The sequence below is a fragment of the Rhodosalinus halophilus genome (assembly GCF_003298775.1).
Classification (GTDB): Bacteria; Pseudomonadota; Alphaproteobacteria; order Rhodobacterales; family Rhodobacteraceae; genus Rhodosalinus; species Rhodosalinus halophilus.
The window spans coordinates 100,288-124,151 of record NZ_QNTQ01000001.1 but is presented as its reverse complement, the minus strand read 5'-3'; the positions used below and the strand labels follow the sequence as shown (position 1 = coordinate 124,151).

Sequence of the window (23,864 nt, the reverse complement as noted above, 5' to 3'; positions counted from 1 at the left end):
TTCGGTCCCGGCATCGCCGGCAGCGGCTTACTCCGCCGCGACGGAATGTCCGAACTCGCGCGCGAGGTCCGCGGCCAGGTCGGTGCGCTCCCAGGCGAAGCCGCCGTCCTCCTGCGCGGCGCGGCCGAAGTGGCCGTAAGCCGCGGTGCGGGCGTAGATCGGGTTGAGCAGGTCGAGCCGCTCGCGGATGCCGCGCGGGGTCAGGCGCACCATCTCGCGCAGTTTGCTGCCCAGCTCGGCCTCGCCCACCTTGCCGGTGCCGAAGGTCTCGACATAGACGGCCACCGGCTCGGGCACGCCGATCGCGTAGGCGAGCTGGATCTGGCAGCGCTCGGCGAGGCCGGCCGCCACCACGTTCTTGGCCAGGTAGCGCGCGGCATAGGCGGCCGAGCGGTCCACCTTGGTCGGATCCTTGCCCGAGAAGGCGCCGCCGCCGTGCGGCGCGGCTCCGCCGTAGGTGTCCACGATGATCTTGCGGCCGGTGAGGCCCGCGTCGCCCTCCGGACCGCCCAGCACGAAGCGCCCTGTCGGGTTCACCAGCAGCCGGTCGGCCGGCACCTGCCAGCCCTCGGGCAGCGCGGCGGCAAGATAGCCCTCGACCAGCTCGCGCACGCGCTCCTGGGTCACGTCCTCGTCATGCTGGGTGGAGACCACCACCGCGTCGATGCCCACGGGCTTGCCGCCCTCGTACTTCAGCGTCACCTGGCTCTTGGCGTCGGGGCCGAATTCGGGGCGGCGGCCCGCCTTCCGGTCCTCGGCCATGAGCCGCAGGATGCGGTGGGCGAACTGGATCGGCGCCGGCATCAGCTCGTCCGTCTCGCGGCAGGCGTAGCCGAACATGATGCCCTGGTCGCCGGCGCCTTCCTCGCCCTTGTCGCCCTCGTCCACGCCCTGCGCGATGTCGCCCGACTGCGCGTGCAGCCGGTTGACGATCTCGACATCCTTCCAGTCGAATCCCAGCTGCGAATAGCCGATGTCGCGGATCGCCTCGCGCACCAGCTCCTCGACCGAGCGCAGCACCGAGTCGGGGCCGCGCACCTCGCCGGCGACGGTGACGTGGTTGGTCGTGGCCAGCGCCTCGACCGCGACGCGCGAATCCGGCGCCTCGCGCAGGTAGGCGTCGAGGATCGTGTCCGAGATCCGGTCGCAGACCTTGTCGGGGTGCCCCTCGGACACGGATTCGCTGGTGAAGAGCCAGGTATCGGCCATCGGTCGTCTCCCTGTGGTGGTTCGGGTGTCGGGGCGGTCGCGCTCAGGCGGATTTCCTGAGCGGCGCCGCGCCGGGCGTGTAGGCGAGGTTCGGCGCGAGCCACCCCTCCGCCTCTTCGAGGGTCATGCCCTTGCGGGCGGCGTAGTCCTCGACCTGATCGCGCCCGATGCGGCCGACGCCGAAATAGGCCGCCTCCGGATGCGCGAAGTAGAAGCCGGAGACCGCCGCGGCGGGCCACATCGCGCAGGATTCAGTGAGCGTGAGCCCCGCGCGCCGCTCGGCTTCGAGCAGATCGAAAAGCCCGCGCTTCTCGCTGTGGTCGGGACAGGCCGGATACCCCGGCGCGGGACGGATGCCGCGATACGCCTCGCGGATCAGCTGCGCGTTGGCCAGCCGCTCGTCGGGGGCGTAGCCCCAGATCTCGCGCCGCACGCGCTCGTGCATCGCCTCTGCCAGTGCCTCGGCCAGGCGGTCGGCGAGGGACTGCACGAGGATCGCGTTGTAATCGTCGCCCGCGCGCTTGTAGTCGTCCGCGATCGCGTGCACCTCCGCGCCCGAGGTCACGGCGAAGCCGCCGAGCCAGTCGGGAGTCCCCGCCGGCATGACGAAGTCCGACAGGCACATGTTCGCCCGCCCGCCGCGCTTCTCGGTCTGCTGGCGCAGCATGTGGACGCGGGCGCGCTCCCGGGCGCGGTCCTCGTCCTCCCAGATCACGATGTCGTCGCCGTCACGGTTCGCCGGCCAGATCGCCAGCGCCGCGCGCGGCGTGAACCAGCCCTCGGCCGCGATCCGGTCGAGCATCGCCTGTGCCTGGCCGTAGAGCTCGCGCGCGGTCTCGCCCTTCTCGGGGTCGTCGAGGATCTTCGGGAAGGTCTGCCGCATCTCCCAGGTCCAGAAGAAGGGCGACCAGTCGATGTAGCCGCGCAGCTCTTCGATACTGGGGGGCGTGACGTCGATCAGCCCGGTCTCCGCGGGCGGCTCGGGGGTGTGATCGCCCGGATCGAAGGCGTTGGCCCGCGCGGCGACCAGCGGCACGGTCGGGCGCTCGCGCGCGCCTGCGCTGCCGCCGGCGATGCCCTGATACTCCTCGGCGACCTCGGCCAGGAACTGCGGCTTGCGCTCCTTCGACAGCAGGCGCGAAACCACGCCGACCGCCTTCGAGGCGTCGTCGACATGCACCACGCCGTGCTCGTATTCCGGCATGATCTTGATCGCCGTGTGCTTCTTCGAGGTGGTCGCGCCGCCGATGAGCAGCGGGATATCGAGCCCCTGCCGCTTCATTTCCGAGGCGACCTCGACCATCCGGTCGAGCGACGGTGTGATGAGTCCCGACAGGCCGATCACGTCGACCTTCTCTTCCCTGGCCCTGGCGATGATGTCCTCGGTGGGCACCATCACGCCCATGTCCACGACATCGTAGTTGTTGCAGGCGAGCACGACGCCCACGATGTTCTTGCCGATGTCGTGCACGTCGCCCTTAACCGTGGCCATCAGGATCTTGCCCTTGGCCGAGGTGTCGCCGGCGGCCTTCTTCTCGGCCTCCATGAAAGGAATGAGGTGGCCCACCGCGGTCTTCATCACGCGGGCCGATTTCACCACCTGCGGCAGGAACATCTTGCCCTCGCCGAAGAGCTCGCCCACCACGTTCATGCCGTCCATGAGCGGGCCCTCGATGACCTCGAGCGGGCGCTCGGCCTTCTGCCGCGCCTCCTCGGTGTCGTCGATGACGTGATCGGTGATGCCGTGGATGAGCGCGTGGGAGAGCCGCTCCTCGACGGGCGCCTCGCGCCACTTCGGGTCGGATTTCTTCTGCGCCTCGCCGGAATTGCGGTAGTCGTCCGCGATCGCCAGCAGCCGGTCGGTGGCGTCGTCGCGGCGGTTGAGCAGCACGTCCTCGACGCGCTGCTTCAGCTCGTCGGGGATGTCGTCATAGACGGTGATCTGCCCGGCGTTCAGGATCGCCATGTCGAGGCCGGCGCGGATCCCGTGGTAGAGGAAGGCCGAATGCATCGCCTCGCGCACCGGATCGTTGCCGCGGAAGCTGAAGGAGACGTTGGACAGCCCGCCCGAGACCAGCGCGTGCGGCAGCCGTTCCTTGATCATGCGCGTCGCCTCGAAGAAGGCCACGGCGTAGTCGTTGTGCTCCTCGATGCCGGTGGCGACGGCGAAGATGTTGGGGTCGAAGATGATCTCCCACGGGTCGAAGCCCGCCTTTTCCGTCAGCAGCCTGTAGGCGCGCTCGGAGATGGCGAACTTGTGCTCGGCGGTCTCGGCCTGACCGTCCTCGTCGAAGGCCATGACCACGACCGCCGCGCCGAACCGGCGCACCGTGCGGGCCTGTTCGAGAAACTCCGCCTCGCCCTCCTTGAGCGAGATCGAGTTGACGACCGAGCGGCCCTGCACGCACTTGAGCCCTTCCTCGATCACCTCGAACTTGGAGCTGTCGATCATCACCGGCACGCGGCTGATGTCGGGCTCCGCCGAGATCAGGTTGAGGAAGCTGCGCATGGCGGCGGCCGAATCGAGCAGCCCCTCGTCCATGTTCACGTCGATGATCTGCGCGCCGTTCTCGACCTGTTGCCGCGCGACCTCGACCGCCTCGTCGAAGCGGTCCTCCATGATCAGCTTCTTGAACCTGGCAGAGCCGGTGACGTTGGTGCGTTCGCCGATGTTGATGAAGCTGCCCGTGCTCATGCCGCGGCCCCCTGACCCTTTTCGAAGAGTTCCAGCCCCGAAAGCCGCAGCCTCTCGGCGCGCTCGGGGATCCTGCGCGGCGCCTTGCCCTCGACCGCCTGCGTGATGGCGCGGATGTGCTCCGGCGTGGTGCCGCAGCAGCCGCCCACGATGTTGACGAGGCCCGCCTCGGCCCATTCGCCGAGGTGCGACGCCGTCTCCTCCGGCGTCTCGTCGTAGCCGCCCATCTCGTTCGGCAGCCCCGCGTTCGGATAGGCCGAGACGCGCGTGTCCGCGATGTCGGAGAGCGCGCGGACATGCGGGCGCATCTCGCCCGCGCCGAGCGCGCAGTTCAGCCCGACCGAGAAGGGCCGCGCGTGGCTCACGCTCGCCCAGAAAGCCTCGGGCGTCTGGCCCGTGAGTGTGCGCCCCGAACGGTCGGTGATCGTGCCCGATATCATCAGCGGCGGCACCTCCATCTCCTCGGAGAGCAGGTCGATGGCGTAGAGCGCGGCCTTGGCGTTCAGCGTGTCGAAGATCGTCTCGACCAGCAGCAGATCCACGCCCCCCTCGATCAGCGCGCGCGCGGCCTCGCCGTAGGCATGGGCCAGCTCGTCGAAGGTGATGTTGCGGAAGCCCGGGTCGTTCACGTCGGGGCTGATCGAGGCGGTGCGGTTCGTGGGCCCCAGCGCACCGGCCACCCAGCGCGGGCGCTCGGGCGTCGAGGCCGCCGTGGCCGCCTCGCGCGCCAGCCGCGCGGCCTCGCGGTTCATCTCGCCCACCAGATCCTCCATGGCGTAGTCGGCCTGGCTGATGCGGTTGGCCGAGAAGGTGTTGGTGCAGACGATGTCGGCGCCCGCGTCCAGAAAGGCGGTATGGATGCCGCGGATCATCTCCGGCGCGGTCAGGCACAGAAGCTCGTTGTTGCCACCCACGTCCTGCGGCCAGTCGGCGAAGCGCTCGCCGCGATAAGTCGCCTCGTCCGGCTTTTCGGCCTGGATCATGGTACCCATCGCCCCGTCGAGGACGAGGATGCGCTCGGCGGCGTGACGCTCGATTTCTGAGGGCATTGCGCTCTCCCTTTGACCTGGCCTTGCGGTTATGTCGGCCCGCTATACCTAGGCGCGCGCGGCGCGCGGAGCATGCGAGAACGAGTCATGAAGAATATGCGCGCGATTTGCGGGGGCGGCGGACCGCCCCCCGAAGGTCGCGTCACGCGGGCTTGCGAAAGACCTGGATGCCCCAGGCGAGCTGACCCTGATCGGCCGCCTTCACCCAGTTCTCGAGGCCCACGGCCATCTTGTCGAGGTAGTCCGCCGAGGCCCCGCTCTCGCGCAGCTTGTCGTAGTTGGCGAGCATGTCCTCGCGCACGCGGGCGTAGTGCGTGCGCAGATTGTGGGTCAGATCCTCTTGCTCGACCGTCTGGAAGCCGAGCGCCTCGGCCGCTTCGCGGTAGAAGCGGAAGGAGCCGAGCGAGGTGAGCTGGAGCCGGTCGTAGACGGGCTGGAGCGCGACCGGGTCGGCGTCGTCAGCCTGCATCGGGTCGGTGAAGACGAAGAGCCCGCCGGGTTTCAGCACGCGCCAGACCTCGCCGAGCACCGTCTGGCGCTGGTCGGAGTGCAGGATCGCGTCCTGGCTCCAGACGACGTCGTAGCTTGCGGCGGGCTCGGGGATGTCCTCGAAGACGCCGTGCACGACGCGGATCGTGTCGGAGAAACCCTGCGTGCGGTTGCGGTGGCGGTTCGTGTCGTTCTGCACCTCGGAGATGTTGAGGCAGGTCGCCTGCCCGCCACGCTGGCCGATCAGGCGGCGCATCGCGCCGCCGTAGCCCGCGCCGATGTCGAGCACGCGCGTCTCGCGCGAGAACTCCGGCAGCTTGGCGATCATGCGGTCGACCGTGACGTCGGAGGCTTCCTTGATGTCCTTGGTCTGCTCGTAGCAGCCAACGTGCAGATCCTGCCCGCCCCAGACGGTCGAGTAGAAGGCGTCGGCGCTTTCGCTGTCGTAGTAGTCCTCGGCGACGTCGCGGACGTCCGTCTCACCCGCCTCGCGGGCGCCGCCGCCCCAGCGCGCGACGTGCAGCGTCGATTTCTCGGCGACGTGGATGAAGAAATCCGGCTCGTCCTCTGCATAGGTTTCCTGGAAATCGCCGTAGGTGCGCACCCGGGCGAAACCGGCTTCCGTCAGCAGGCGGCGCACGTAGTTCTTTCGGATCGGGCACATGTTGAGCGTGTATTCGGACCCGTCCGGGAAGGAATACTTCATCCGGCAGAGTCCCTCGTCCACGTGCTCGGGCTCGGCGGTGACGCGGTCGCCACAGTAGTAATACTTGTGCTTCGTCGTGAAGCCGTGATCCAGCATCGCATCGTAGTTGCGCTGATCGAGGATCAGGATGCCGTCGTGCTTGAGCGCAGCATAGAACTCGGCGAGTGCGCGACGGCGGTCATGCTCGTCGTGAAGGTGGGTGAAGGAATTGCCGAGGCAGATGATCGCGTCGTACTTGCCGTGAATGTCGCGGTTGAGCCAGCGCCAGTCGGCCTGCACCGTCTTGAGGATCAGACCGCGTGCCTGACCGTTCTGGAAGGCCTTGGCCACCATCGCCGCCGAGCCGTCGGCGGTGGTGACGTTGAACCCCGCCTCGGTCAGGCGCACCGAGTGAAAGCCCGTGCCTGCAGCCACGTCGAGCACCGTCTCCTTGCCGCGGGCGCGCAGGATGTCGATGAAGAACTGCCCCTCGCTCTCGGCGCGGCCGCGCCAGTCGATGAGCTCGTCCCACTTCTCGACGAAGGACATGACGTATTCGCCGCGGTAGAGGTCGGTCTCTCGGTCGGCGAGGGGATCCTCGCCATAGGCCTGTTCTGCGAGGTCCAGCTCGAAATTCCGATCCGTGGCTGCGTCGGCCATGCAAAGCTCCCTGTGCGTCCGGCGTCACGAAGGTCCGCGCATCCGCGAAGGCGGACACGTGACGCGTGATGGTCCTGTTTCATGCACCTGTCCCGCCTCGGCGGGAGGCGCGCACGCGAGTGCGCAGCGCAGGCCGGTCGTCCTCATCGGGCGCTCCTGGGCGCGGGACCGGCTGCAGGTGCAGCGTGATCTTTGGCGGCAACCGCGGTGTGGTGTCGCGGCCCGGCCTGTGGCGCCCAGTCATAACGGCGATTTGCGACGGTTCAACGTTTTTTTGCGACATGTCGCGCCGCGGCCGGCTAAAACGTTGACATTGCGGAAGCCTTAGTCAGCCGGCGCGCGCCGCGGTGCGGCGAAGCCGGGCCGCCGCGGCGCCGGTGCGGGAAGGGGATCGCTGAAGACGGAAAGGACATGCGCCCGATGCCGGCAGCCGCCCGGAGGCGAGCGCGCGGGATCCGTCCAGGTCAGGTCAGTCGTGGCGCGACGGCGGAATTGCGAGCACGTCGATGCGCGCGGTCCGCAGCACCGCCTCGGTCACGCTGCCGATCAGCAGCTTGGCCATCCCGGTGCGGCCGTGGGTGGACAGCACGACCAGATCCGCCTGCGCCTCCTGCGCGGCGGCGAGGATCTCGTGATGCGCAGCGCTCGATTCGTGGCGCAGCCTCCGGTGGGGGTCGCCCAGCTCGGCCGCGGCGAGGAACTGCGCGAGCTGCGCGGCCGCCTTGTCGCGCTCCTCGGCGAGATAGCGCTCGCGCTCCGGCACGGACATGGCGCTGCTCAGCGCGAGATGCAGGGCCGGCGCGTCGAAGACATGCAGGATCGTGTTGCGCAGCCCGGCCCCGAGCCCGAGATCGGCGAAGCGGCGGAGCGCGTCGCGCGAGGCCTCGGAGAGATCGGTGGTCTGAAGGACATGCGTATAGGGACCGACGGGCGGGGCGTTGACCATCAGCACCGGCCGGTCGGCCGAGCGGATCGTGCGCTCCGCCGTCGTGCCCACGAAGACGTCGCGCAGCACCTGGCGACGGTGCGAGCCGATCACGACGAGGTCGGGCGCATGCGCCTGGACCGCCTCCAGGATGCCCACGAAGGGCAGGGCGAGGATCACCTGCGTCTCGCAGGAGACGCCGTCCACGTCGCGCAGGGTGCTCCCGAGCCTGCGCAGGAGCGTCTCGGCCTGGGCGCGCTCGGTCTCGACGATGTCGGGGGGCTGGTCGTCGTCGACGACATGCACGACCACGAGACGCGCGCCGACCTGCCGCGCCAGCAGCGTCGCGCGCCGCAGCGCCCGGTCCGAGCGCGCGGAGAAATCGGTCGCCAGCAGGATCGTCTTCATCGCGCTCTCCCGCGCGCTCCGGTGCTGCCCGGTGCGCAAGTTCCCTTGATCGAGATCATCCATACTTCATTGTCTTGCTGTATGTTAAGCGAAACGGCACCAAAGAACGGGAAACCATGCCACGGGACCAATACCAGACCGTCAGGGAAGTGGCGGACCGGCTCAGGGTGAGCGAGGCGACCGTGCGCCACTGGGTCAGGGACGGCGCGCTGCGCGCGATCGACATCGGCAAGGGCTGGCGGATCGCCGATCGGGATCTGGAAGAGTTCCTGCGCCGGCAGGAGACACGGGCGCGCACCGAGGCGCCCGCCGACGGAGCGCAGGCGTCCTGTGACGGTCGCCACGCATGATCGATGCGCTCATCCACCATTCCGCCTTCGCCGAGGTCGCGGTGCTGCTGGTCATGGCCGCGGCCATCGGGCTCTTCGGCATCCTGCTGCGTCAGCCGCTGATCGTGAGTTTCATCGCGGTGGGGCTGATCGCGGGGCCCTCGGCGCTCGACGTCGTGCGTTCGGACGCGCAGATCGACCTGCTCTCGGAGCTGGGAATCGCCGTCCTGCTGTTCCTGGTGGGCATCAAGCTCGACGTGAAGCTCATCCGCTCGCTGGGGCAGGTGGCGCTGCTCACCGGGCTGGGGCAGGTGGCCTTCACCTCCTTCTTCGGCTATCTGATCGGGCTCGCGCTCGGGCTCGGTCACGTCACGAGCCTCTATGTCGCGGTCGCGCTCACCTTCTCCTCGACGATCATCATCGTGAAGCTGCTCTCGGACAAGCGCGAGATCGACGCGCTGCACGGGCAGATCGCGCTCGGGTTCCTGATCGTGCAGGATCTGGTCGTCGTTCTGGCCATGATCGTGCTCTCGGCCATCGGCATCGGGGCGGCGGCCGAAGGCGGGCACGGCGGCGGTTCTGTGCTTTCGGTGCTGGCCTCGGGGCTCGCGCTGGTGGGGCTGGTCGTGCTCTTCGTCCGCTACGTGGCCGATCCGCTGACCGAGCGGCTCGCGCAGGCGCCCGAGCTTCTGGTGATCTTCGCGATCGCCATGGCCGCGATGTTCGCGGCGGTGGGCGATCTCGTCGGCCTCGGCAAGGAGGTGGGCGGGCTTCTGGCCGGCGTCGCGCTCGCCTCCACGCCCTATCGCGAGACCATCGCGGCGCGGCTCGCGCCGCTCCGGGACTTCTTGCTGCTGTTCTTCTTCATCGCCCTGGGCGCGACGCTGGATCTGTCGCTGCTGGGCGCGCATGTCGCCGGGGCGCTCGTCTTCTCGCTCTTCGTGCTGATCGGCAACCCGCTGATCGTGCTGGCGATCATGGGGGCGATGGGCTACCGCAAGCGGACGGGCTTCCTCGCCGGTCTCACGGTGGCGCAGATCAGCGAGTTCTCGCTGATCTTCGTGGCGATGGGCGTCTCGCTCGGCCACCTGCAGCAGGACGCGCTGGGGCTGGTGACGATGGTGGGGCTCGTGACCATCGCGGCCTCGACCTACATGATCACCTACTCGCATCAGCTCTACGCGCTCTTCGAGCCGCTGCTGGGCGCGTTCGAGCGGCGCGGCACGCCGCGCGAGCCCTCTGATGCGGCGGACCAGAGCGCCGACGGGCACAAGGTCATCGTCTTCGGCCTCGGCCGCTTCGGCACCGCGATCGGGCTGCGGCTGAGGCGACGGGGCATACGGGTGCTGGGGGTGGATTTCAGCCCTTTCGCGGTGCGGCGCTGGCGCGAGCTCGGGCTCGAGACGCGGTTCGGCGATGCCTCCGATCCCGAGTTCGTCGCCGACCTGCCGCTGTCGCGGGCGGAATGGCTCGTCGTCACCGTGCCGGTGCACGCCACGGGACTGAGCCATGAGGACATCCGCATGACGCTGGTCCAGATCGCCCGCGGCGCGGGCTTCCGCGGCCGGGTCGCCGTCACCTCGCATCAGACTCGGGAGACCGGGGATCTCTTCGCCGCCGGGGCGGACATGGTGCTCGAGCCCTTCCAGGACGCGGCGGACCGGGCCGTTGAACTTCTCTGCGGCGCGGAGGAAGAAGAACGCACCGAGATTCCCGTGCTCGAGTCGGAAGACAGACAGGCATCCTGAGCCCCCGGGCGGCGCCGCCCGCACCGCAGAGAGGACCGCAATGCCGGACGAGAGCCGAACGCCGTTTCACGCGCGGCCGCAGGACGAGGTGCTGCGGACGCTCGACTCGGTGCCGCAGGGACTCGGCGCGGAGGAGGCCGCGCGGCGGCAGGCACGCCACGGCCCCAACCGCCTGCCCGAGCCGCCGAAGCCCAGCGCCTTGCGGCGCTTCCTGAAGCAGTTCGACAATCTCCTGATCTACGTGCTGCTCGCCTCCGCCGGGGTCACCGCGGCGCTTCAGCATTGGGTCGACACCGGCGTGATCCTCGCCGTGGTGGTGGTCAACGCGGTGATCGGCTTCGTCCAGGAAGGCCGTGCGGAACAGGCGATGGCGGCGATCCGGGGGATGCTCGCGCCGCGCACGGCGGTGCTGCGCGACGGGCGGCGCGTGTCCCTCGACGCCGCCGAACTCGTGCCGGGCGACGTGGTGCTGGTCGAGGCCGGCGACCGGGTGCCGGCCGACATCCGGCTGATCGCCGCGTGCAACCTCAAGGCCGAGGAGGCGATCCTGACGGGCGAGTCGGTGCCCGTCGAGAAGGCGGTCGCGCCCGTGGCCGAGCAGGCGGCGCTGGGCGATCGCACCTCGATGCTGTTCTCCGGCACGCTGGTCGCGGCCGGCGCGGGGCGCGGCGTCGTGACCGCGACCGGCGCCGAGACCCAGATCGGCCGGATCAGCGGGATGCTCTCGCAGGTGCAGACGCTGACCACGCCGCTCGTGGCCCAGATGGACCGCTTCGCCAAATGGCTGTCGGTCTTCATCCTCATCGTCGCGGCTGCACTGCTGGCCTACGGCTATTACGTCGGGCATCTGCCCTTCTCCGAGCTCTTCATGGCGGTCGTCGGCCTCTCGGTCGCCGCGATCCCCGAGGGGCTGCCGGCCGTGCTGACCATCACGCTCGCGGTGGGCGTGCAGGCCATGGCCCGGCGCAACGCGATCGTCCGCCGCCTGCCGGCGATCGAGACGCTCGGCTCGGTCTCGGTGATCTGCACCGACAAGACCGGCACGCTCACCCGCAACGAGATGATGGCGGCGAGCCTCGCCACCGCGGACCACGTCTATGCCGTGGAGGGCGACGGCTACGCCCCCGAGGGCGCCATCCGCCTCGCCGAGGCCGAGGCCGACCCTGCCGAGCACGCGATTCTGGCGGAGTTCGCCCGCGCGGCGGGCCTTTGCAACGACGCCGTGCTGCAGGGCGCCGAGGACGGCTGGCGCGTCGAGGGCGACCCGATGGAGGGCGCGCTCAAGGCGCTCGCCGGCAAGATCACGCGTGCCGGGCCCGAGCCCTTCGCGTTCTGGGCGCGGATCGACGAGATCCCCTTCGACGCCGCGCATCGCTACATGGCCGTGCTGCACCGCGACGAGGCGGGGCAGGCGTGTGTCCACGTCAAGGGTGCGCCCGAGACGGTGCTCGCGCTCTGCGCCGACCAGCGCGCCGCCGACGGCGGGACCGCGCCGCTCGATCCGGACTACTGGCACGACATGGTCGAGCGGCTGGCGGCGGAGGGCGAGCGCGTCATCGCGCTGGCGACGCGGAGCATGCCCCCCGACCAGGCCGATCTGGACGCCGGGGATCTCGAGGGCAAGCTCACGCTGATCGGGCTGGTGGGCCTGATCGACCCGCCGCGCCCAGAGGCGATCGAGGCGGTGGCCGAGTGTCACGCCGCCGGCATCCGGGTGAAGATGATCACCGGCGATCACGCGGCGACGGCGCGCGCCATCGCCGGCCAGATCGGCCTGCAGAACACCCAACGCGTGCTGACCGGCGCCGATGTCGTGGCGATGGACGACGCCGATCTCGCCGCGACGGTGGTGGAGACCGACATCTTCGCCCGCACCTCGCCGGGCGACAAGCTCCGGCTCGTCACCGCGCTGCAGGCGCACGGGCTGACCGTGGCGATGACCGGGGACGGCGTGAACGACGCCCCCGCGCTCAAGCGTGCCGACGCTGGCATCGCCATGGGCCGCAAGGGCAGCGAGGCGGCGAAGGAAGCGGCCGAACTGGTGCTCGCCGACGACAACTTCGCCTCGATCGCCGCGGCGGTGCGCGAGGGGCGGACCGTCTACGACAACATCGCCAAGGTCATCAGCTGGACTCTGCCCACCAACGCGGGCGAGGCGCTGACCATCGTCATCGCGCTCTTCCTGGGGATGGCGCTGCCGATCACGCCGGTGCAGATCCTATGGGTCAACCTCGTCACCGCCATCACGCTCGGCCTCGCGCTGGCCTTCGAACCCACCGAGAGCGGCACGATGCGCCGCCCGCCGCGGCCGCGCGACGCGCCGCTGCTTTCGGGCCGGCTGGTGTGGCAGATCGTGCTGGTCTCGGCCCTCTTCCTCGCGGCCGTCTTCGGCATCTACGCCTATGCCGTCGACAAGGGATACGCGCTGCCGCTCGCCCAGACCATGGCGCTCAACATGCTGGTGGTGCTCGAGATCTTCTATCTCTTCTACATCCGCAACCTGCACGGCAGTTCCTTCCGCTGGCAGGCGGTGCGGGGCACGCGGGTCGTCTGGATCTGCGTGACCGGCGTGGTGGCCGCGCAGTTCGCCCTGACCTATGCGCCGCCGCTGCAGGCGGTGTTCGGCACGGCGCCCGTGCCGCTGGCCGACGGAGTCCTGATCGTCGTCGTGGGCGCCGTCTTCCTCGCGCTTGTGGAGACGGAAAAGCAGATGCGGCTGGCCTTCGCCGCCAGTGCGCCCGACCGGCGGGCCTGAGACGCGCCGCCGCCCCTGCGTCCCCGGTCACGCCGGCATCCGGAGCCTCGCGGCGTTCGCGAGTCTTCGGAAGGTGTCCGCCCGCTATGCCGGCGCGCGAGTCTGCCGGCCCATCCCGGCGGCATAGGCCGTGAAAGCGTCGAAGCTGTCCGGATTGGCCATCGAGTCGCGATTGACGACGGTGGCGGGATCGGCGCCCAGGAGCAGCTTCTTCACCGGCACTTCCAGCTTCTTGCCCGAGAGCGTGCGCGGGATCTCGGCCATCTGGACGATGTCGTCGGGCACAAAGCGCGGCCCCACCGCGCCGCGTATCTCTGCCCGGATCCGGTCGCGCAGCGCCTCGTCCAGCTCGAGACCCTCGCGCAGCACCACGAAGAGCGGCATGAAGCTTTCGCGCCCAAGAAACTCGAGATCCACCACAAGGCTGTCCAGCACCTCGTCGAGCGCCTCGACGGGCCGGTAGATCTCGGCGCTGCCCAGGCGCAGGCCCCGGCGGTTGATCGTCGCGTCCGAGCGGCCGTAGATCACCGCGCCGCCCTCGGGCGTGATCTCGATCCAGTCGCCGTGCCGCCAGACGCCCGGGTAGGTGGCGAAGTAGCTGTCGTGCAGGCGCGCGCCGTCCTCGTCGCCCCAGAAGCAGAGCGGCATGGAGGGCAGCGGCTCGGTGCAGACGAGCTCGCCCACCTCGCCGATGAGCTCCCGGCCCGCCTCGTCCCAGGCGCGGCAGGCGTTGCCCAGCGCGCGGCACTGCATCTCGCCCGCCCGCACGGGCAGCATCGGGTTGCCGCAGACGAAGGCGCCGGCGAAATCGGTGCCGCCGCTGACCGGCGCGAGCCAGATGTCCGGTTTCACCCTGGAATAGATCCAGTCGTAGCCGTCCTCGCTGAGCGGCGAGCCGGTCGAGCCCAGGGCCTTCAGCGCCGAGAGGTCCAGCGCCTCGCCCGGCGCGACGCCGGCCTTCTGGCAGGCCATGAAGAAGGCCGCACCCGCCCCGAAATAGGTCAGCCGTTCGGCCGCCACCATGCGCCAGGCTTCCAGCAGATCGGGGTGGTTCGCCGCCCCGTCGAAGAGCGCGACCGTCGCGCCGCGCGCCAGCGGGCCGACCTGAAGGTTCCACATGATCCAGCCCGAGGAGGTGAGCCAGGCGAAGCGGCTGTCCGGACCGATGTCCTGATGCAGCGACTGCTTCGCCTGCTCGAGCAGGATGCCGCCGTGTCCGTGCACGATGGGCTTGGGGTTCCCGGTGGTGCCCGAGGAATAGACGATCCAGAGCGGGTGATCGAAGGGCAGCTCCGCCACCTCGGGCACATCCGATGCGCCGGAGGTGTCCCAGGGGTGCCAGCCCGCGGGCACAGCGCCGAGGGCAGGGACCATCGCCCGGTGGGCGAGGCCGGGCAGCGCGCCGGCGATCTCCTCCAGCATGTCGCTGCGCTCGATGCGCCGGCCGGCGTGGATGTAGCCGTCCTGTCCGATCAGCACCCTGGGCGCGATCTGGCGGAAGCGGTCGAGGATCGCGGTGGGCCCCATGTCGGGCGCGCAGAGCGACCAGATCGCGCCGAGCGAGGCGGTGGCGAGCAGCGCGATGAGCGCCTCGGGCGTGTTGGGAAGGATGGCCGCGACACGGTCGCCGCGGCCCACGCCCATCGCGCGCAGCGCGGCCTGAGCGGCGCCCACCCGGTCGCGCAGCCGGGCCCAGCTGATCTCCTCCCGCCCGAAGGTTTCGGAGTGCAGGATCAGCGCGGTCGCCTCGGGCCGGGTCCCGGAGTGGCGCAGGATCTGCGCGGCGAGATTCGTCGTCGCCCCGGGAAACCACTCCGCGCCCGGCATCCTCCGCTCGGCCAGCACCCGGGTCTGCCCGTGGACGGGCAGGTCGAAGAAGGCGACGATCGAGCTCCAGAAGCCGGCGAGGTCGTCGATGGACCAGCGCCAGAGCGCGTCGTAGTCCTCGAAGCGCAGCCCGCGCTCGGTCTCGAGCCAGCGGATGTAGCGCGCCATGTGCGTGGCCTGCGCCTGCTCCGGCGTGGGGCTCCAGAGGATGCGCCGCTCGTCCGACATGCTGTCTCTCCTCCCTTGGCGCGCACAGTTCCACGCGGCGGCGCGGCCCGCAAGCAGGGTCGTCCCGCGGCCCTTGGCGATCAGGCGCCGCGCGCGGGCGAGAGGAGCCCCCGAAGCGTCAGCGCCGCCATCCCGGCCGCGCCGGCGGCCGCAAGGCCCGCGACCGCCCAATGCGTGCCCGCGTTGGCGACCACGACGCCGACGAGCGCCCAGATCACCGCCGCACCGTAAAACGGCGCCCGGGGACGCCTGAGCTGCACAGCCGCGGCCATCGCGAGCGCACCCAGCAGGCAGAGGACCGCCCATCCGTTGGCGCCCGGCCCAAGGCCGAAGCCCGCGCCCAGCAGCCCGATCGAGACCCAGGAGGCCGCGGTCAGCCAGCCTGCGTAGAGCGCCACCGGCGCGCGCAGCAGCCAGCGGTCGCGCTCGGGCGTGCGCAAGAGCGCGAGCAGCGCCAGAACCAGCATCGCCCAGATGAGCACGGTGGCCCAAACCGCGCTCGTCTGCGCCACCGCGAGCCAGCTCGCGCCGATCGCGAGGCTGCCGAGAAGCGGCCAGCGCGGCGCGTCCCAGTCCGGGCTCTCGGCGCGCGCCAGCAGCCCGAAGCCCGCCGAGACGAGAAGCCAAAGATAGATCGGCCCCCAGATCGCGAAGGCGTAGCCCGCGGGCTGCACGGGCGGGTCGCTCTGCGGCACCGGGAAGAGGTCGGGGTCGAATCCCTGGAACGGCACGGCGAGCGGCGCCGCGGCGAACACCAGCGCCGCCGCCGCCACGAGCGCGGCCTTCATGCGGCGACGGTCCCGGTCGTCGTCGGGTGACTGCGGTGGGCTGCTCATGGGGCGCGGACTCCGCCGATGAGGTGTCGCGCCCTGCCTACGCGATGGTGGCGGGTTTTTCCATTGCGGCGCGCGACCGCAGCGTTTGCGTGCCGTCGGCCGGTCTGCCATGCTTCGCATGGGGCATCGGGACAGTCGGGTTGACGGAGGTCAATGCCCCGCGCCTCTCGGGGCGCGAGGCTGACCGACGCGGAGAGTCGAGAGCGGAGGTGCCCGGATGCAGGATCGAGGCGACGACAGACCGTCCCCGCATCGCCCCCATCCCAATGTCGCCGAGGTCGATCAGTCGGATCGCCTGGTGCCCGTCAATCTGCGTCAGTCCGGGCCGACGCCTGTGCAGATGCTGATCTCCACCCGGGTGCGCAAGTCGCCCTTCTGGCATCTCTCGATCGAGGCCGGCTGCTGGCGCGCCACGGTCTACAATCGGATGTATCACCCGCGGGGCTACATCCGGCCCGAGGACGGCGGCGCCATGGCCGAATACGACGCGCTGGTGAACCGCGTGACGCTGTGGAACGTGGCCGTGGAGCGCCAGATCCGGGTGCGCGGGCCCGAGGCGGAGGCCTTCGTCAACCGTGTCATCACGCGCGACGCGACGAAGATCGCGCCGATGCACGGCAAATACGTGATCCTGTGCAACGCGCGCGGCGGCATCCTCAACGACCCCGTCCTCCTGCGGCTCGACCACGACGAGTTCTGGTTCTCGGCCTCGGACAGCGATCTGCTGCTCTGGCTGCAGGGCGTCAACGTGGGGCTCGGCTACGACGTGGACATCGCCGAGCTCGATGTCTCGCCCCTGCAGGTGCAGGGGCCCTATTCGGAAGAGTTCATGGCCGACCTCTTCGGCGCGGAAATCCACGACATGCCCTATTACGGCCTGCTCGAGACCGAGCTCGCCGGCTGTCCGGTGGTGGTGAGCCAGACCGGGTTCTCCGGCGAGAAGGGCTACGAGATCTTCGTGCGCGACTCCACGCTCAACGCCGAGATCGTCTGGTATGCGCTGCGCGGGCAGGGGGCACGCTACGGTCTGCGGGTGATTGCGCCCGCCCACCACCGCCGGATCGCCGCGGGCATCCTGTCCTGGGGTCAGGACATGGATGTCGAGACCTCTCCCTTCCAGGTCAATCTCGCCTATCAGGTGCCCCGCAAGAAGGAGGCCGACTATATCGGGCGCGCCGCGCTCGAGGCGCAGCGCACCGAGATCGACGGGGGGCGCTACCCCTTCCGGCTGAAGCTCGTGGGGTTGTCGATGGGCGGCGCGCCGGTCACCGACTACGCGCCGGATTTCTGGCTGATCGCCACGCCGGAGCGCAAGCGCGTGGGGTATGTCACCTCGCCGTGGTGGTCGCCGGAGCTCGGCCACAACATCGCGCTGGGATACGTGCCCTGGGCGCTTTCGGCGATCGGCACGAAGCTCAAGGTCGAGCTGCCCGAGGCCTACACCGACGTCTCCGGCCAGCCCGTCGACGCCGAGGTGGTCGAGGTGCCCTTCCGCCCCTCGGCCCACCCGAGCGCCCGCGAGCGGGCCAGGGCGCAGGGCCGCGACTGGTCGGTCTGAGCCGTCTTGCGCGCCGAGACCATACCCGCCGCGGCGCTCGTGGAGCAGCCGACCGACGCGCTGCTGCGCCGGCTGGTCGAGTCGCGCGGGGCCGTTCCGCTGAGCTTCGAGTTCTTCCCGCCCCGGTCGGAGGCCCGGCGCGATGCGCTGCGCGAGACGGTCGACCGGCTCGCGCCCGTGGCGAGCGAGGGCTTTTCGGTCACCATGGGCGCGGGCGGCACGACGCGCACCGGCACGCATGACACCGCCGTCGAGGTGGCCCGCCGGACAGGCCGGCCGGTGATGGCGCATCTGACAGCGCTGGGCCTCTCGCGCGAGGAGGCGCTGGAGGCCGCCGACCGGCTCTGGCGATCCGGGGTGCGACGCGTGCTCGCGCTGCGCGGCGACCGGCCGCGTGCCGTGCAGGGGCCGCTGCCGCCCGGGTTCGCCCACGCCACGGATCTGGTGGCCGCGCTGCGCGCCCGGCACGACTGGACGATCGCCGTCGCCGCCTATCCCGAGAAGCACCCCGAGGCAGGATCGCTCGACGAGGACATCGGGCATCTGAAGGAAAAGCTCGACGCCGGCGCCAGCGTCGCCTTCTGTCAGTTCGTGCTCGACCCCGCGGCCTACGGCCGGTTTCTCGAGGCCTGCGCGCGGCGCGGGATCGAGGCGCCGATCGTGCCGGGACTCATGCCGCTCGACGGCTGGACGCGGCTGCGCGGCTTCGCGCGGGCCAACGGCACGACGGTGCCGGACTGGCTCGAGCGGCTCTTCCGCCAGGGCGAGGAGACGCCCGAGCTGATGCCGGCGCTCGCCGCGACGGCGACTCTGGAACAGGCGCGCCGGCTCATCGCCTACGGGGCGCCCGCGCTGCATGTCTACAGCATGAACCGCTGGCCGCTTCCCCTGGCGCTGGCCCGCCTGCTGGGGCATTCGGAAAGCTGACGCCACGCCCCGCGGCCCTGCGCGCAGGGCGTGGCGCGCGCCGACCGCCATCCGCTTGCCACGCTGCGCCCGCTCGCCTACACCGCGCCACCAGTGCATGACCGAGAGAGGCCGCTCCGATGCGACTGTCGCGCTATTTCCTGCCCGTTCTCAAGGAAACGCCCGCCGACGCCCAGATCGCCAGCCACCGCCTGATGCTGCGCGCCGGCATGATCAAGCAGGCCTCGGCCGGCATCTATTCCTGGCTGCCGCTGGGCTACAGGGTGCTGCGCAACATCGAAGCCATCGTGCACGAGGAGCAGCAGCGCGCGGGCCATATCCCGATGCTCATGCCCACATTGCAGTCCGCCGAACTCTGGCGCGAAAGCGGGCGCTACGACGCCTACGGCCCGGAGATGCTGCGCATCCGCGACCGGCACGACCGCGACATGCTCTACGGCCCCACCAACGAGGAGCTGATCACGGACATCTTCCGCTCGCACGTGTCGAGCTACCGCGAGCTGCCGCTCACGCTCTACCACATCCAGTGGAAGTTCCGCGACGAGATCCGCCCGCGCTTCGGCGTGATGCGGGGGCGCGAGTTCTACATGAAGGACGGCTACAACTTCGACATAGACCGCGCGGCGGCGATCCACGCCTACAACCGCCATTTCGTGAGCTACCTGCGCACCTACGAGCGCATGGGGCTGCAGGCGATCCCGATGCGCGCGGAATCGGGGCCGATCGGCGGCGACGACACGCACGAGTTCCTCGTGCTCGCCGACACGGGCGAGTCGGAGGTCTTTTACGACGCGGCCGTGACCGAGATCCGCATGGGCGACCGGGACATCGACTACGACAGCCGGGCGGACTGCCAGGCGGTCGTCGACGAATACACCGCGCTCTACGCGCGCACCGACGATACCCATGACGCGGGCGTCTTCGCCGAGGTGCCCGAAGACCGCCGCCGGCACGGGCGCGGCATCGAGGTAGGCCAGATCTTCTACTTCGGCACGAAGTATTCCGAACCGATGGGCGCGATGGTCAGCGACCCCGAGGGCAACCGCGTGCCGGTGCACATGGGCAGCCACGGGATCGGGGTCTCGCGCCTCGTCGGCGCGATCATCGAGGCCAGCCACGACGAGCGCGGCATCATCTGGCCGGAGGGGGTGACGCCCTTCCACTGCGGTATCGTCAACCTGCGGCAGGGCGACGCGGCGACCGACGCGGCCTGCGAAGCCCTCTATGCTGCGCTTGCAGCCAAGGGGCTCGACCCGCTTTACGACGACACCGAGGACCGCGCCGGCGCCAAGTTCGCCACGATGGACCTGATCGGTCTGCCCTGGCGGATCACCGTGGGGCCGCGCGGGCTGGCGCAGGGCAAGGTGGAAGTCACTTCCCGGCGCACCGGCGAGAGCGAGGAGATGTCGCCCGAGGCGGCGGCGGATCGGATCGGCGCGATCTACGGCGTGTAGCGGGACGCTCCTCCGGCCCGCCGGGCCGTCGTCGCTTCGGGCACCGCGCCTGCGCCGCCGGAAGCGCGACGCAGGCCAGGCGACGCGACATCCGGAACGCGCGGTGCGGCGCGAAGACGCCCGGCAGGGCGGATGAGTGGCGGAGGATGCCTCAGCCCTGCGGCATCCGCAGCACCAGGTTGCGGCCGTTCTTGACGTAGCGCAGCTGGTCCTCGCCGATCGCGCTGATCCGCCCGCCGTCGAGACGGTCGCCCACCTCGACCTTCTGGTAGCGCCCGTTCGACAGCCGCACCAGCGCGCGGCGGTTGGAAGGGTCGCCGTAGACGCCGATCAGGTTCACCCGGCGCAGGTTGATCGCGTTGGGCTCGGTCGCTGCACGCGCCACCGAGGCGTTGGACGGGATCGAGGGCTGCACGTTCTGCGGCGCGCTGCGCGCGGCGGCGGGCGCCGGGGCCTCCGGCGCGCGGGCCACCATCCGATCGAAACCGCCGGGCCGCGCCGCCGGCGCGAGCGAGGCGCGCACCGCCTGCGGCGTGCCCGCGCCCGGATCGATGGCCTGCGGACCGGCGTCGGCCGGCGCCGCGTCGGTCTGCGCGGCACGCGCGGCGGCGCCGTCCGGCGTGGTGGCCGCGAGGATCGCCGCGTTGGTCGCGGCCTCCACGGTCTCTTGCGCAGCCGTCTCCGCGTCGCCCTCCAGGCCCTCGCGCAGGGCGTCCGGCCGGGGCAGGGGGCGATAGCCGGCCAGTTCGTCGTCCGGCCCCTGCACCAGACCGGTATCGTCGGGCGCGTCTTCGGGCGAGAGGTCGGGTGCGGGCCGGGCGACGGGGCGGAAGCCGGCCAGCGCCGCGCGCCGCTCCGCCTCTTCGGCCGCGGCGGCCGCCGCCTCGGCGTCCTCCTGCCGCGCCTGCACGCCCGCGCGGGACGGCGGCACCACGGGCGGCTGCCCGGCGAAGACGCGCACGCCCTGCGGCGTCAGCGCGCCCTCTGGACGGGCGATCACCAGGCCGCGTTCGTCGAGGTCGAAGACGCTGCCCGGCGGCGGGGGCGAGACCGGCGCCTCGGGCGCCTGTTCCGAGGTCGTGCGCGGTGCGCTCAGCGCCACGGCGTCGGGCTGCGGCACCGTGCCGTCGACCGAGGCGATATGAAGATCCTCAATCCCCTCGAAGGGTTCGGGTTCGGGCCGCTCGGGCGCCATCTGCCAGATGCCCGTGGCCGCATAGCGCGCGGCGGCCTCGTCGGGGCTGAGCGCGCGTGTCGAGGGCGCGCGATCCTCCGGCTCGGGCAGGGGCGCGGGCCCGGCGTCGACCGGTGCCGGTTGCGGCGCAGGCGCCTCGGGCGCGGCGGCGACGGGTTCCGGTTGCGCTTCAGGCGCGTCGGGCGCAGCCGGATCCCGATCCGGCCCGGTCGCCGGCCCGACTCCGGCTTCGGCATCGGCGCCGGCATCGGTTTCGGGGCCGGGATCGAGAGGCACGGCGGCGATCGCCTCCTCCTCCTGCCGATCCGGGAACAGTCGCGCGAGATTGTCGCCCCCGACCATCGCGGTCCAGGCGCCGATTCCCAGCAGCAGAAGCAGAACCGCCGAGGTGAGCAGGAGGCCGACCGGACGCCCTCTGCGGTCCGTATCGGCCATCCGGCGCTCGCCGAAGCGGGTGAGACGCGCCGCCTCGTCGTCGGGGGCCGGGCCCGCGGGGCGGGGCGGCACCGGCGCGCGCAGCCTGTCCGCCGAGTCCCGGCGCGGCCCGATCTCGCCCTTCCCGGCCGTCGGTGCCGGCGTCTCCCTGCCTCCGCGCCCGAGCAGACCGTCCAGGCGACGGGCGGGCGCCGATTGGTCCGGCGCCGTCCCCGCTGCATCCGCGTCTGCCGCGCCCGCGTCGAAGCCCGCGATGCGCCGCAGGATCATGTCGCGTCGCGCCAAGGCCTCCGGCGTGGGTGTCCCCGGTGCCCGCGGCGGCGTGATCTTCTGATGCGTCTTGTCCTGCGCTTCGGGAGCCGCGGCTGCGACGCCAAGGATCGGCAGTTCCGGTTTCGCAGGCGTTTCAGACCCTTCCGGTGTGGAGGGAGCGGCTGCCGCAAGCGTGTCGGGGCGCCCGCCCTCCGCAGCGCCCTTGTCGGATGGAACCGCGCGCTCGGCGGCCGGCGCGTCGGTCAAGCTTGCGGCTGCCGTTTCTTTGGTCTGCGGTTCCGCGGCCTGCGCCTCGGCCTCTGGCGGCGGCTCGGCGCCCGGCGCCCGTGACTCCGAGGCCGGGGGACCCTCGTCCTCCGCCTCGTGCGCCGCACGGCGCGCGCTCAGCGGCGGCTCGCGGCGGGCCCGAACCGAACTGAAGGCCGGCGCGACCGGCGCAGACGACAGCCTTGGCGCGGCGGGCTTTTCCGTTTCGTCCGACGCAGCCCGCGCGCTGCGGAAGCTGGGCATCGGCGGTTGCGCGGGATCGCCCGCGTCGCCCACCGCCTCGCCGGCACCGCCCGGGCGTGCCTGGTCCGCGTCGTCGCGCACAGGCGCCGATGCGGCGTCGTCCCCGCCGCCCTCTTCGACAGGGGTATCCCGCGCCGCATCTTCCGGCTCGGCGACGGGCGCGCCGGAGGAGGCGCTTTCTGCTCCGTCGTCCTCGAATGGCTCCAGAGCCGGCGGCGGCGCGTCACCGACCACGCGCAAGGGGATGGCGTCGCGTTCCACCCGTGCGCCGTGCGGGAGAAACTCGTCGGCCGAGGCCGTTTCGCCGAAGAACACTTCGGCCGAAAACCCCCGTCTTGCCGGCGCGGCCACGAAGCTCACCGGGTTGAAGCGGTGTTCGAGCGCGAAGGCCTCCGCCTCTTCGAGCGTCTCGCGCGCGACGGCGGCCACCTGCGTCGTCGTGCCGTCCACCGCCCAGTCATAGACCAGGTCCTCGACAGCGTAGGGCGTCGCGCCGTCCAGCGCGTCGCGGATCATCCGCGCGCGCATTCGATCGTCCGCCTCGCCGGTCTCGAGCTCGAGATAGCGGATCTGCTCGTCGGGGATCACCAGCTTGGACAGAAAGCCGCCCGGCCGCAGCCCAAGCGCCGCGCGCCGCAGGTCGGCGAGTTCGGCGTCGAGATCCTCGACGTCGAGCGAGACGGCGCCGACGCGCAGCCATCCCTCCGGCCCACGAAGCGAAAGGCCGATCCCGTCGAAGGACAGCGAAAGCGCGAAATCCGGTTTCATCGCGACGTCATTAGCATTTTCACCGGGGCGAGGTGTAGCCCCAATGCACCACCCGCCGGCGAAGTGTCGCCGGTGCGCTACCCGCCCTGGACCGGGCATGACGGTCGCAGGGTTGCGGATCGCGGCCGCGCAGGCGAGACTCGGGCTTCGTCAGTTCGCCGAGGTTCGTCATGTCCCCCAGGATCGTCCGTCTCCCCGCCCTGTGCCTCTCCCTCGCCCTGGGCGCGCTGCCCGCGGCTGCGCAGGACGAGCGCGTCATCTCCGTCAACGGGCGCGGCGAGGTGGCCGCCGCCCCCGACATGGCGGTGATCAGTCTGGGCGTCGTCGAGGAGGCCGCGACCGCGGGCGACGCCATGCGCGCGGCGAACGCGGCCGCGGGCGCCGTGCTGTCGCGGCTCGAAGCGCTGGACATCGCGGCGCGCGACATCCAGACGAGCGAGCTGCGTCTCACCCCGGTCTGGGTAGGGCCCGATCCCGAGCGCGATCTGGAACGGCGGATCACCGGCTTTCAGGCGTCCAATCACCTCACGGTGCGGCTGCGCGATCTCTCGACCTTGGGCGAGGTTCTCGACGCGGTGGTGGCGGAGGGCGCGAACCGGTTCTCCGGCCTGCGGTTCACAGTGGCCGAGCCAGACGAGCTGATGGAGAAGGCCCGCCGCGCCGCGGTGGCCGACGCCACGGCCAAGGCACGCACGCTGGCCGAGGCGGCCGGAGAGCCGCTGGGCCGCGTGCAGCGGATCACCGAACACGGCGGCGGCGCGCCTCGGCCCATGATGATGGAGGCCGCGCGTTCGGACGCGGGCGGCGTGCCGGTCGCACCGGGCGAAATCGAGATGACCGTGGAGGTCACGATCGACTTCGCCATCGCCGAGGTGGAGTGAGCCAAGCGGTCGGACGGGGC

General features: G+C 71.0%; 15 protein-coding genes. 7 read left to right on the top strand and 8 right to left on the bottom strand.

Translation table 11 applies throughout. The features are described 5' to 3' along the window. Positions 1–27 precede the first annotated feature (27 nt). The 5 genes from metK to DRV85_RS00505 form a co-directional block, all read right to left on the bottom strand. Positions 28–1,209: a methionine adenosyltransferase gene (gene metK / locus DRV85_RS00520; protein WP_113287477.1), complete on the bottom strand. Its 1,182-nt coding sequence runs from the start codon at positions 1,207–1,209 to the stop codon at positions 28–30. Positions 1,210–1,252: 43 nt separating this feature from the next. Further along, entirely contained in the window at positions 1,253–3,904 is a 2,652-nt protein-coding gene (gene metH, locus DRV85_RS00515) for a methionine synthase (RefSeq protein WP_199525725.1), read from the bottom strand. Further along, the gene (locus tag DRV85_RS19765) at positions 3,901–4,953 is read right to left on the bottom strand and encodes a homocysteine S-methyltransferase family protein (protein WP_199525723.1); all 1,053 of its coding nucleotides are present in this window, start codon (positions 4,951–4,953) and stop codon (positions 3,901–3,903) included. Before DRV85_RS19765 ends, metH begins: the two co-directional genes overlap by 4 nt. A gap of 142 nt (positions 4,954–5,095) precedes the next feature. Next, on the bottom strand, positions 5,096–6,787 hold the full coding sequence (locus tag DRV85_RS00510; RefSeq protein ID WP_113287476.1) for a glycine/sarcosine N-methyltransferase: 1,692 nt from the start codon (positions 6,785–6,787) through the stop codon (positions 5,096–5,098). Between the two features lie 469 nt (positions 6,788–7,256). After that, positions 7,257–8,120 (bottom strand): universal stress protein, encoded by an 864-nt coding sequence (locus DRV85_RS00505; protein WP_113287755.1) that lies wholly within the window; start codon positions 8,118–8,120, stop codon positions 7,257–7,259. A 116-nt stretch (positions 8,121–8,236) separates the two neighbouring features. Here DRV85_RS00505 and DRV85_RS00500 point away from each other — a divergent pair, with 116 nt between their 5' ends. The 3 genes from DRV85_RS00500 to DRV85_RS00490 are packed head-to-tail and all read left to right on the top strand — an operon-like array spanning position 8,237 to position 12,952. Then, positions 8,237–8,470, top strand: coding sequence for a helix-turn-helix domain-containing protein (locus DRV85_RS00500; protein ID WP_113287475.1), 234 nt, complete (start codon positions 8,237–8,239; stop codon positions 8,468–8,470). Then, the gene (locus DRV85_RS00495) at positions 8,467–10,197 is read left to right on the top strand and encodes a cation:proton antiporter (protein WP_113287474.1); all 1,731 of its coding nucleotides are present in this window, start codon (positions 8,467–8,469) and stop codon (positions 10,195–10,197) included. Before DRV85_RS00500 ends, DRV85_RS00495 begins: the two co-directional genes overlap by 4 nt. 40 nt (positions 10,198–10,237) lie before the next feature. After that, positions 10,238–12,952 carry a cation-transporting P-type ATPase gene (locus DRV85_RS00490; protein WP_113287473.1) on the top strand — a complete coding sequence of 905 codons (2,715 nt, stop codon included), beginning with the start codon at positions 10,238–10,240 and terminating at the stop codon, positions 12,950–12,952. A gap of 84 nt (positions 12,953–13,036) precedes the next feature. On the opposite strand, the gene DRV85_RS00485 is transcribed toward DRV85_RS00490, so the two are convergent. Both DRV85_RS00485 and DRV85_RS00480 read right to left on the bottom strand, forming a co-directional pair. Then, entirely contained in the window at positions 13,037–15,007 is a 1,971-nt protein-coding gene (locus DRV85_RS00485) for an acetoacetate--CoA ligase (RefSeq protein WP_113287472.1), read from the bottom strand. Positions 15,008–15,087: 80 nt separating this feature from the next. Beyond that, positions 15,088–15,843, bottom strand: a complete 756-nt coding sequence (locus DRV85_RS00480; RefSeq protein ID WP_113287471.1) for a hypothetical protein — start codon at positions 15,841–15,843, stop codon at positions 15,088–15,090. A gap of 217 nt (positions 15,844–16,060) precedes the next feature. Between DRV85_RS00480 and DRV85_RS00475 the strand changes: the two genes are divergently transcribed. From DRV85_RS00475 to proS, 3 genes are all read left to right on the top strand, one after another. Next, positions 16,061–17,401: a glycine cleavage T C-terminal barrel domain-containing protein gene (locus tag DRV85_RS00475; protein ID WP_113287470.1), complete on the top strand. Its 1,341-nt coding sequence runs from the start codon at positions 16,061–16,063 to the stop codon at positions 17,399–17,401. Positions 17,402–17,407: 6 nt separating this feature from the next. After that, positions 17,408–18,328 (top strand): methylenetetrahydrofolate reductase, encoded by a 921-nt coding sequence (locus tag DRV85_RS00470; RefSeq protein WP_113287469.1) that lies wholly within the window; start codon positions 17,408–17,410, stop codon positions 18,326–18,328. A gap of 119 nt (positions 18,329–18,447) precedes the next feature. Beyond that, complete coding sequence (gene proS, locus DRV85_RS00465) at positions 18,448–19,782, top strand: proline--tRNA ligase (protein WP_113287468.1); 1,335 nt, start codon at positions 18,448–18,450, stop codon at positions 19,780–19,782. 151 nt (positions 19,783–19,933) lie between these two features. On the opposite strand, the gene DRV85_RS00460 is transcribed toward proS, so the two are convergent. Then, positions 19,934–22,963, bottom strand: a complete 3,030-nt coding sequence (locus DRV85_RS00460) for a hypothetical protein (protein ID WP_113287467.1) — start codon at positions 22,961–22,963, stop codon at positions 19,934–19,936. A gap of 170 nt (positions 22,964–23,133) precedes the next feature. On the opposite strand from DRV85_RS00460, the gene DRV85_RS00455 reads away from it, so the two are divergent. Further along, the gene (locus tag DRV85_RS00455) at positions 23,134–23,844 is read left to right on the top strand and encodes an SIMPL domain-containing protein (protein WP_113287466.1); all 711 of its coding nucleotides are present in this window, start codon (positions 23,134–23,136) and stop codon (positions 23,842–23,844) included. The last annotated feature ends 20 nt before the right edge of the window (positions 23,845–23,864 follow it).

What these genes read in the sequence shown, in the direction of transcription:
- DRV85_RS00475 (WP_113287470.1), top strand. Translation starts at nt 16,061, where the DNA reads ATGCAGGATCGAGGCGACGACAGACCGTCCCCGCATCGCCCCCATCCC.
- metH (WP_199525725.1), bottom strand. Translation starts at nt 3,904, where the DNA reads ATGAGCACGGGCAGCTTCATCAACATCGGCGAACGCACCAACGTCACC.
- DRV85_RS00510 (WP_113287476.1), bottom strand. Translation starts at nt 6,787, where the DNA reads ATGGCCGACGCAGCCACGGATCGGAATTTCGAGCTGGACCTCGCAGAA.
- DRV85_RS00480 (WP_113287471.1), bottom strand. Translation starts at nt 15,843, where the DNA reads ATGAGCAGCCCACCGCAGTCACCCGACGACGACCGGGACCGTCGCCGC.
- DRV85_RS19765 (WP_199525723.1), bottom strand. Translation starts at nt 4,953, where the DNA reads ATGCCCTCAGAAATCGAGCGTCACGCCGCCGAGCGCATCCTCGTCCTC.
- DRV85_RS00505 (WP_113287755.1), bottom strand. Translation starts at nt 8,120, where the DNA reads ATGAAGACGATCCTGCTGGCGACCGATTTCTCCGCGCGCTCGGACCGG.
- metK (WP_113287477.1), bottom strand. Translation starts at nt 1,209, where the DNA reads ATGGCCGATACCTGGCTCTTCACCAGCGAATCCGTGTCCGAGGGGCAC.
- DRV85_RS00460 (WP_113287467.1), bottom strand. Translation starts at nt 22,963, where the DNA reads ATGAAACCGGATTTCGCGCTTTCGCTGTCCTTCGACGGGATCGGCCTT.
- DRV85_RS00495 (WP_113287474.1), top strand. Translation starts at nt 8,467, where the DNA reads ATGATCGATGCGCTCATCCACCATTCCGCCTTCGCCGAGGTCGCGGTG.
- DRV85_RS00500 (WP_113287475.1), top strand. Translation starts at nt 8,237, where the DNA reads ATGCCACGGGACCAATACCAGACCGTCAGGGAAGTGGCGGACCGGCTC.
- DRV85_RS00455 (WP_113287466.1), top strand. Translation starts at nt 23,134, where the DNA reads ATGTCCCCCAGGATCGTCCGTCTCCCCGCCCTGTGCCTCTCCCTCGCC.
- proS (WP_113287468.1), top strand. Translation starts at nt 18,448, where the DNA reads ATGCGACTGTCGCGCTATTTCCTGCCCGTTCTCAAGGAAACGCCCGCC.
- DRV85_RS00490 (WP_113287473.1), top strand. Translation starts at nt 10,238, where the DNA reads ATGCCGGACGAGAGCCGAACGCCGTTTCACGCGCGGCCGCAGGACGAG.
- DRV85_RS00485 (WP_113287472.1), bottom strand. Translation starts at nt 15,007, where the DNA reads ATGTCGGACGAGCGGCGCATCCTCTGGAGCCCCACGCCGGAGCAGGCG.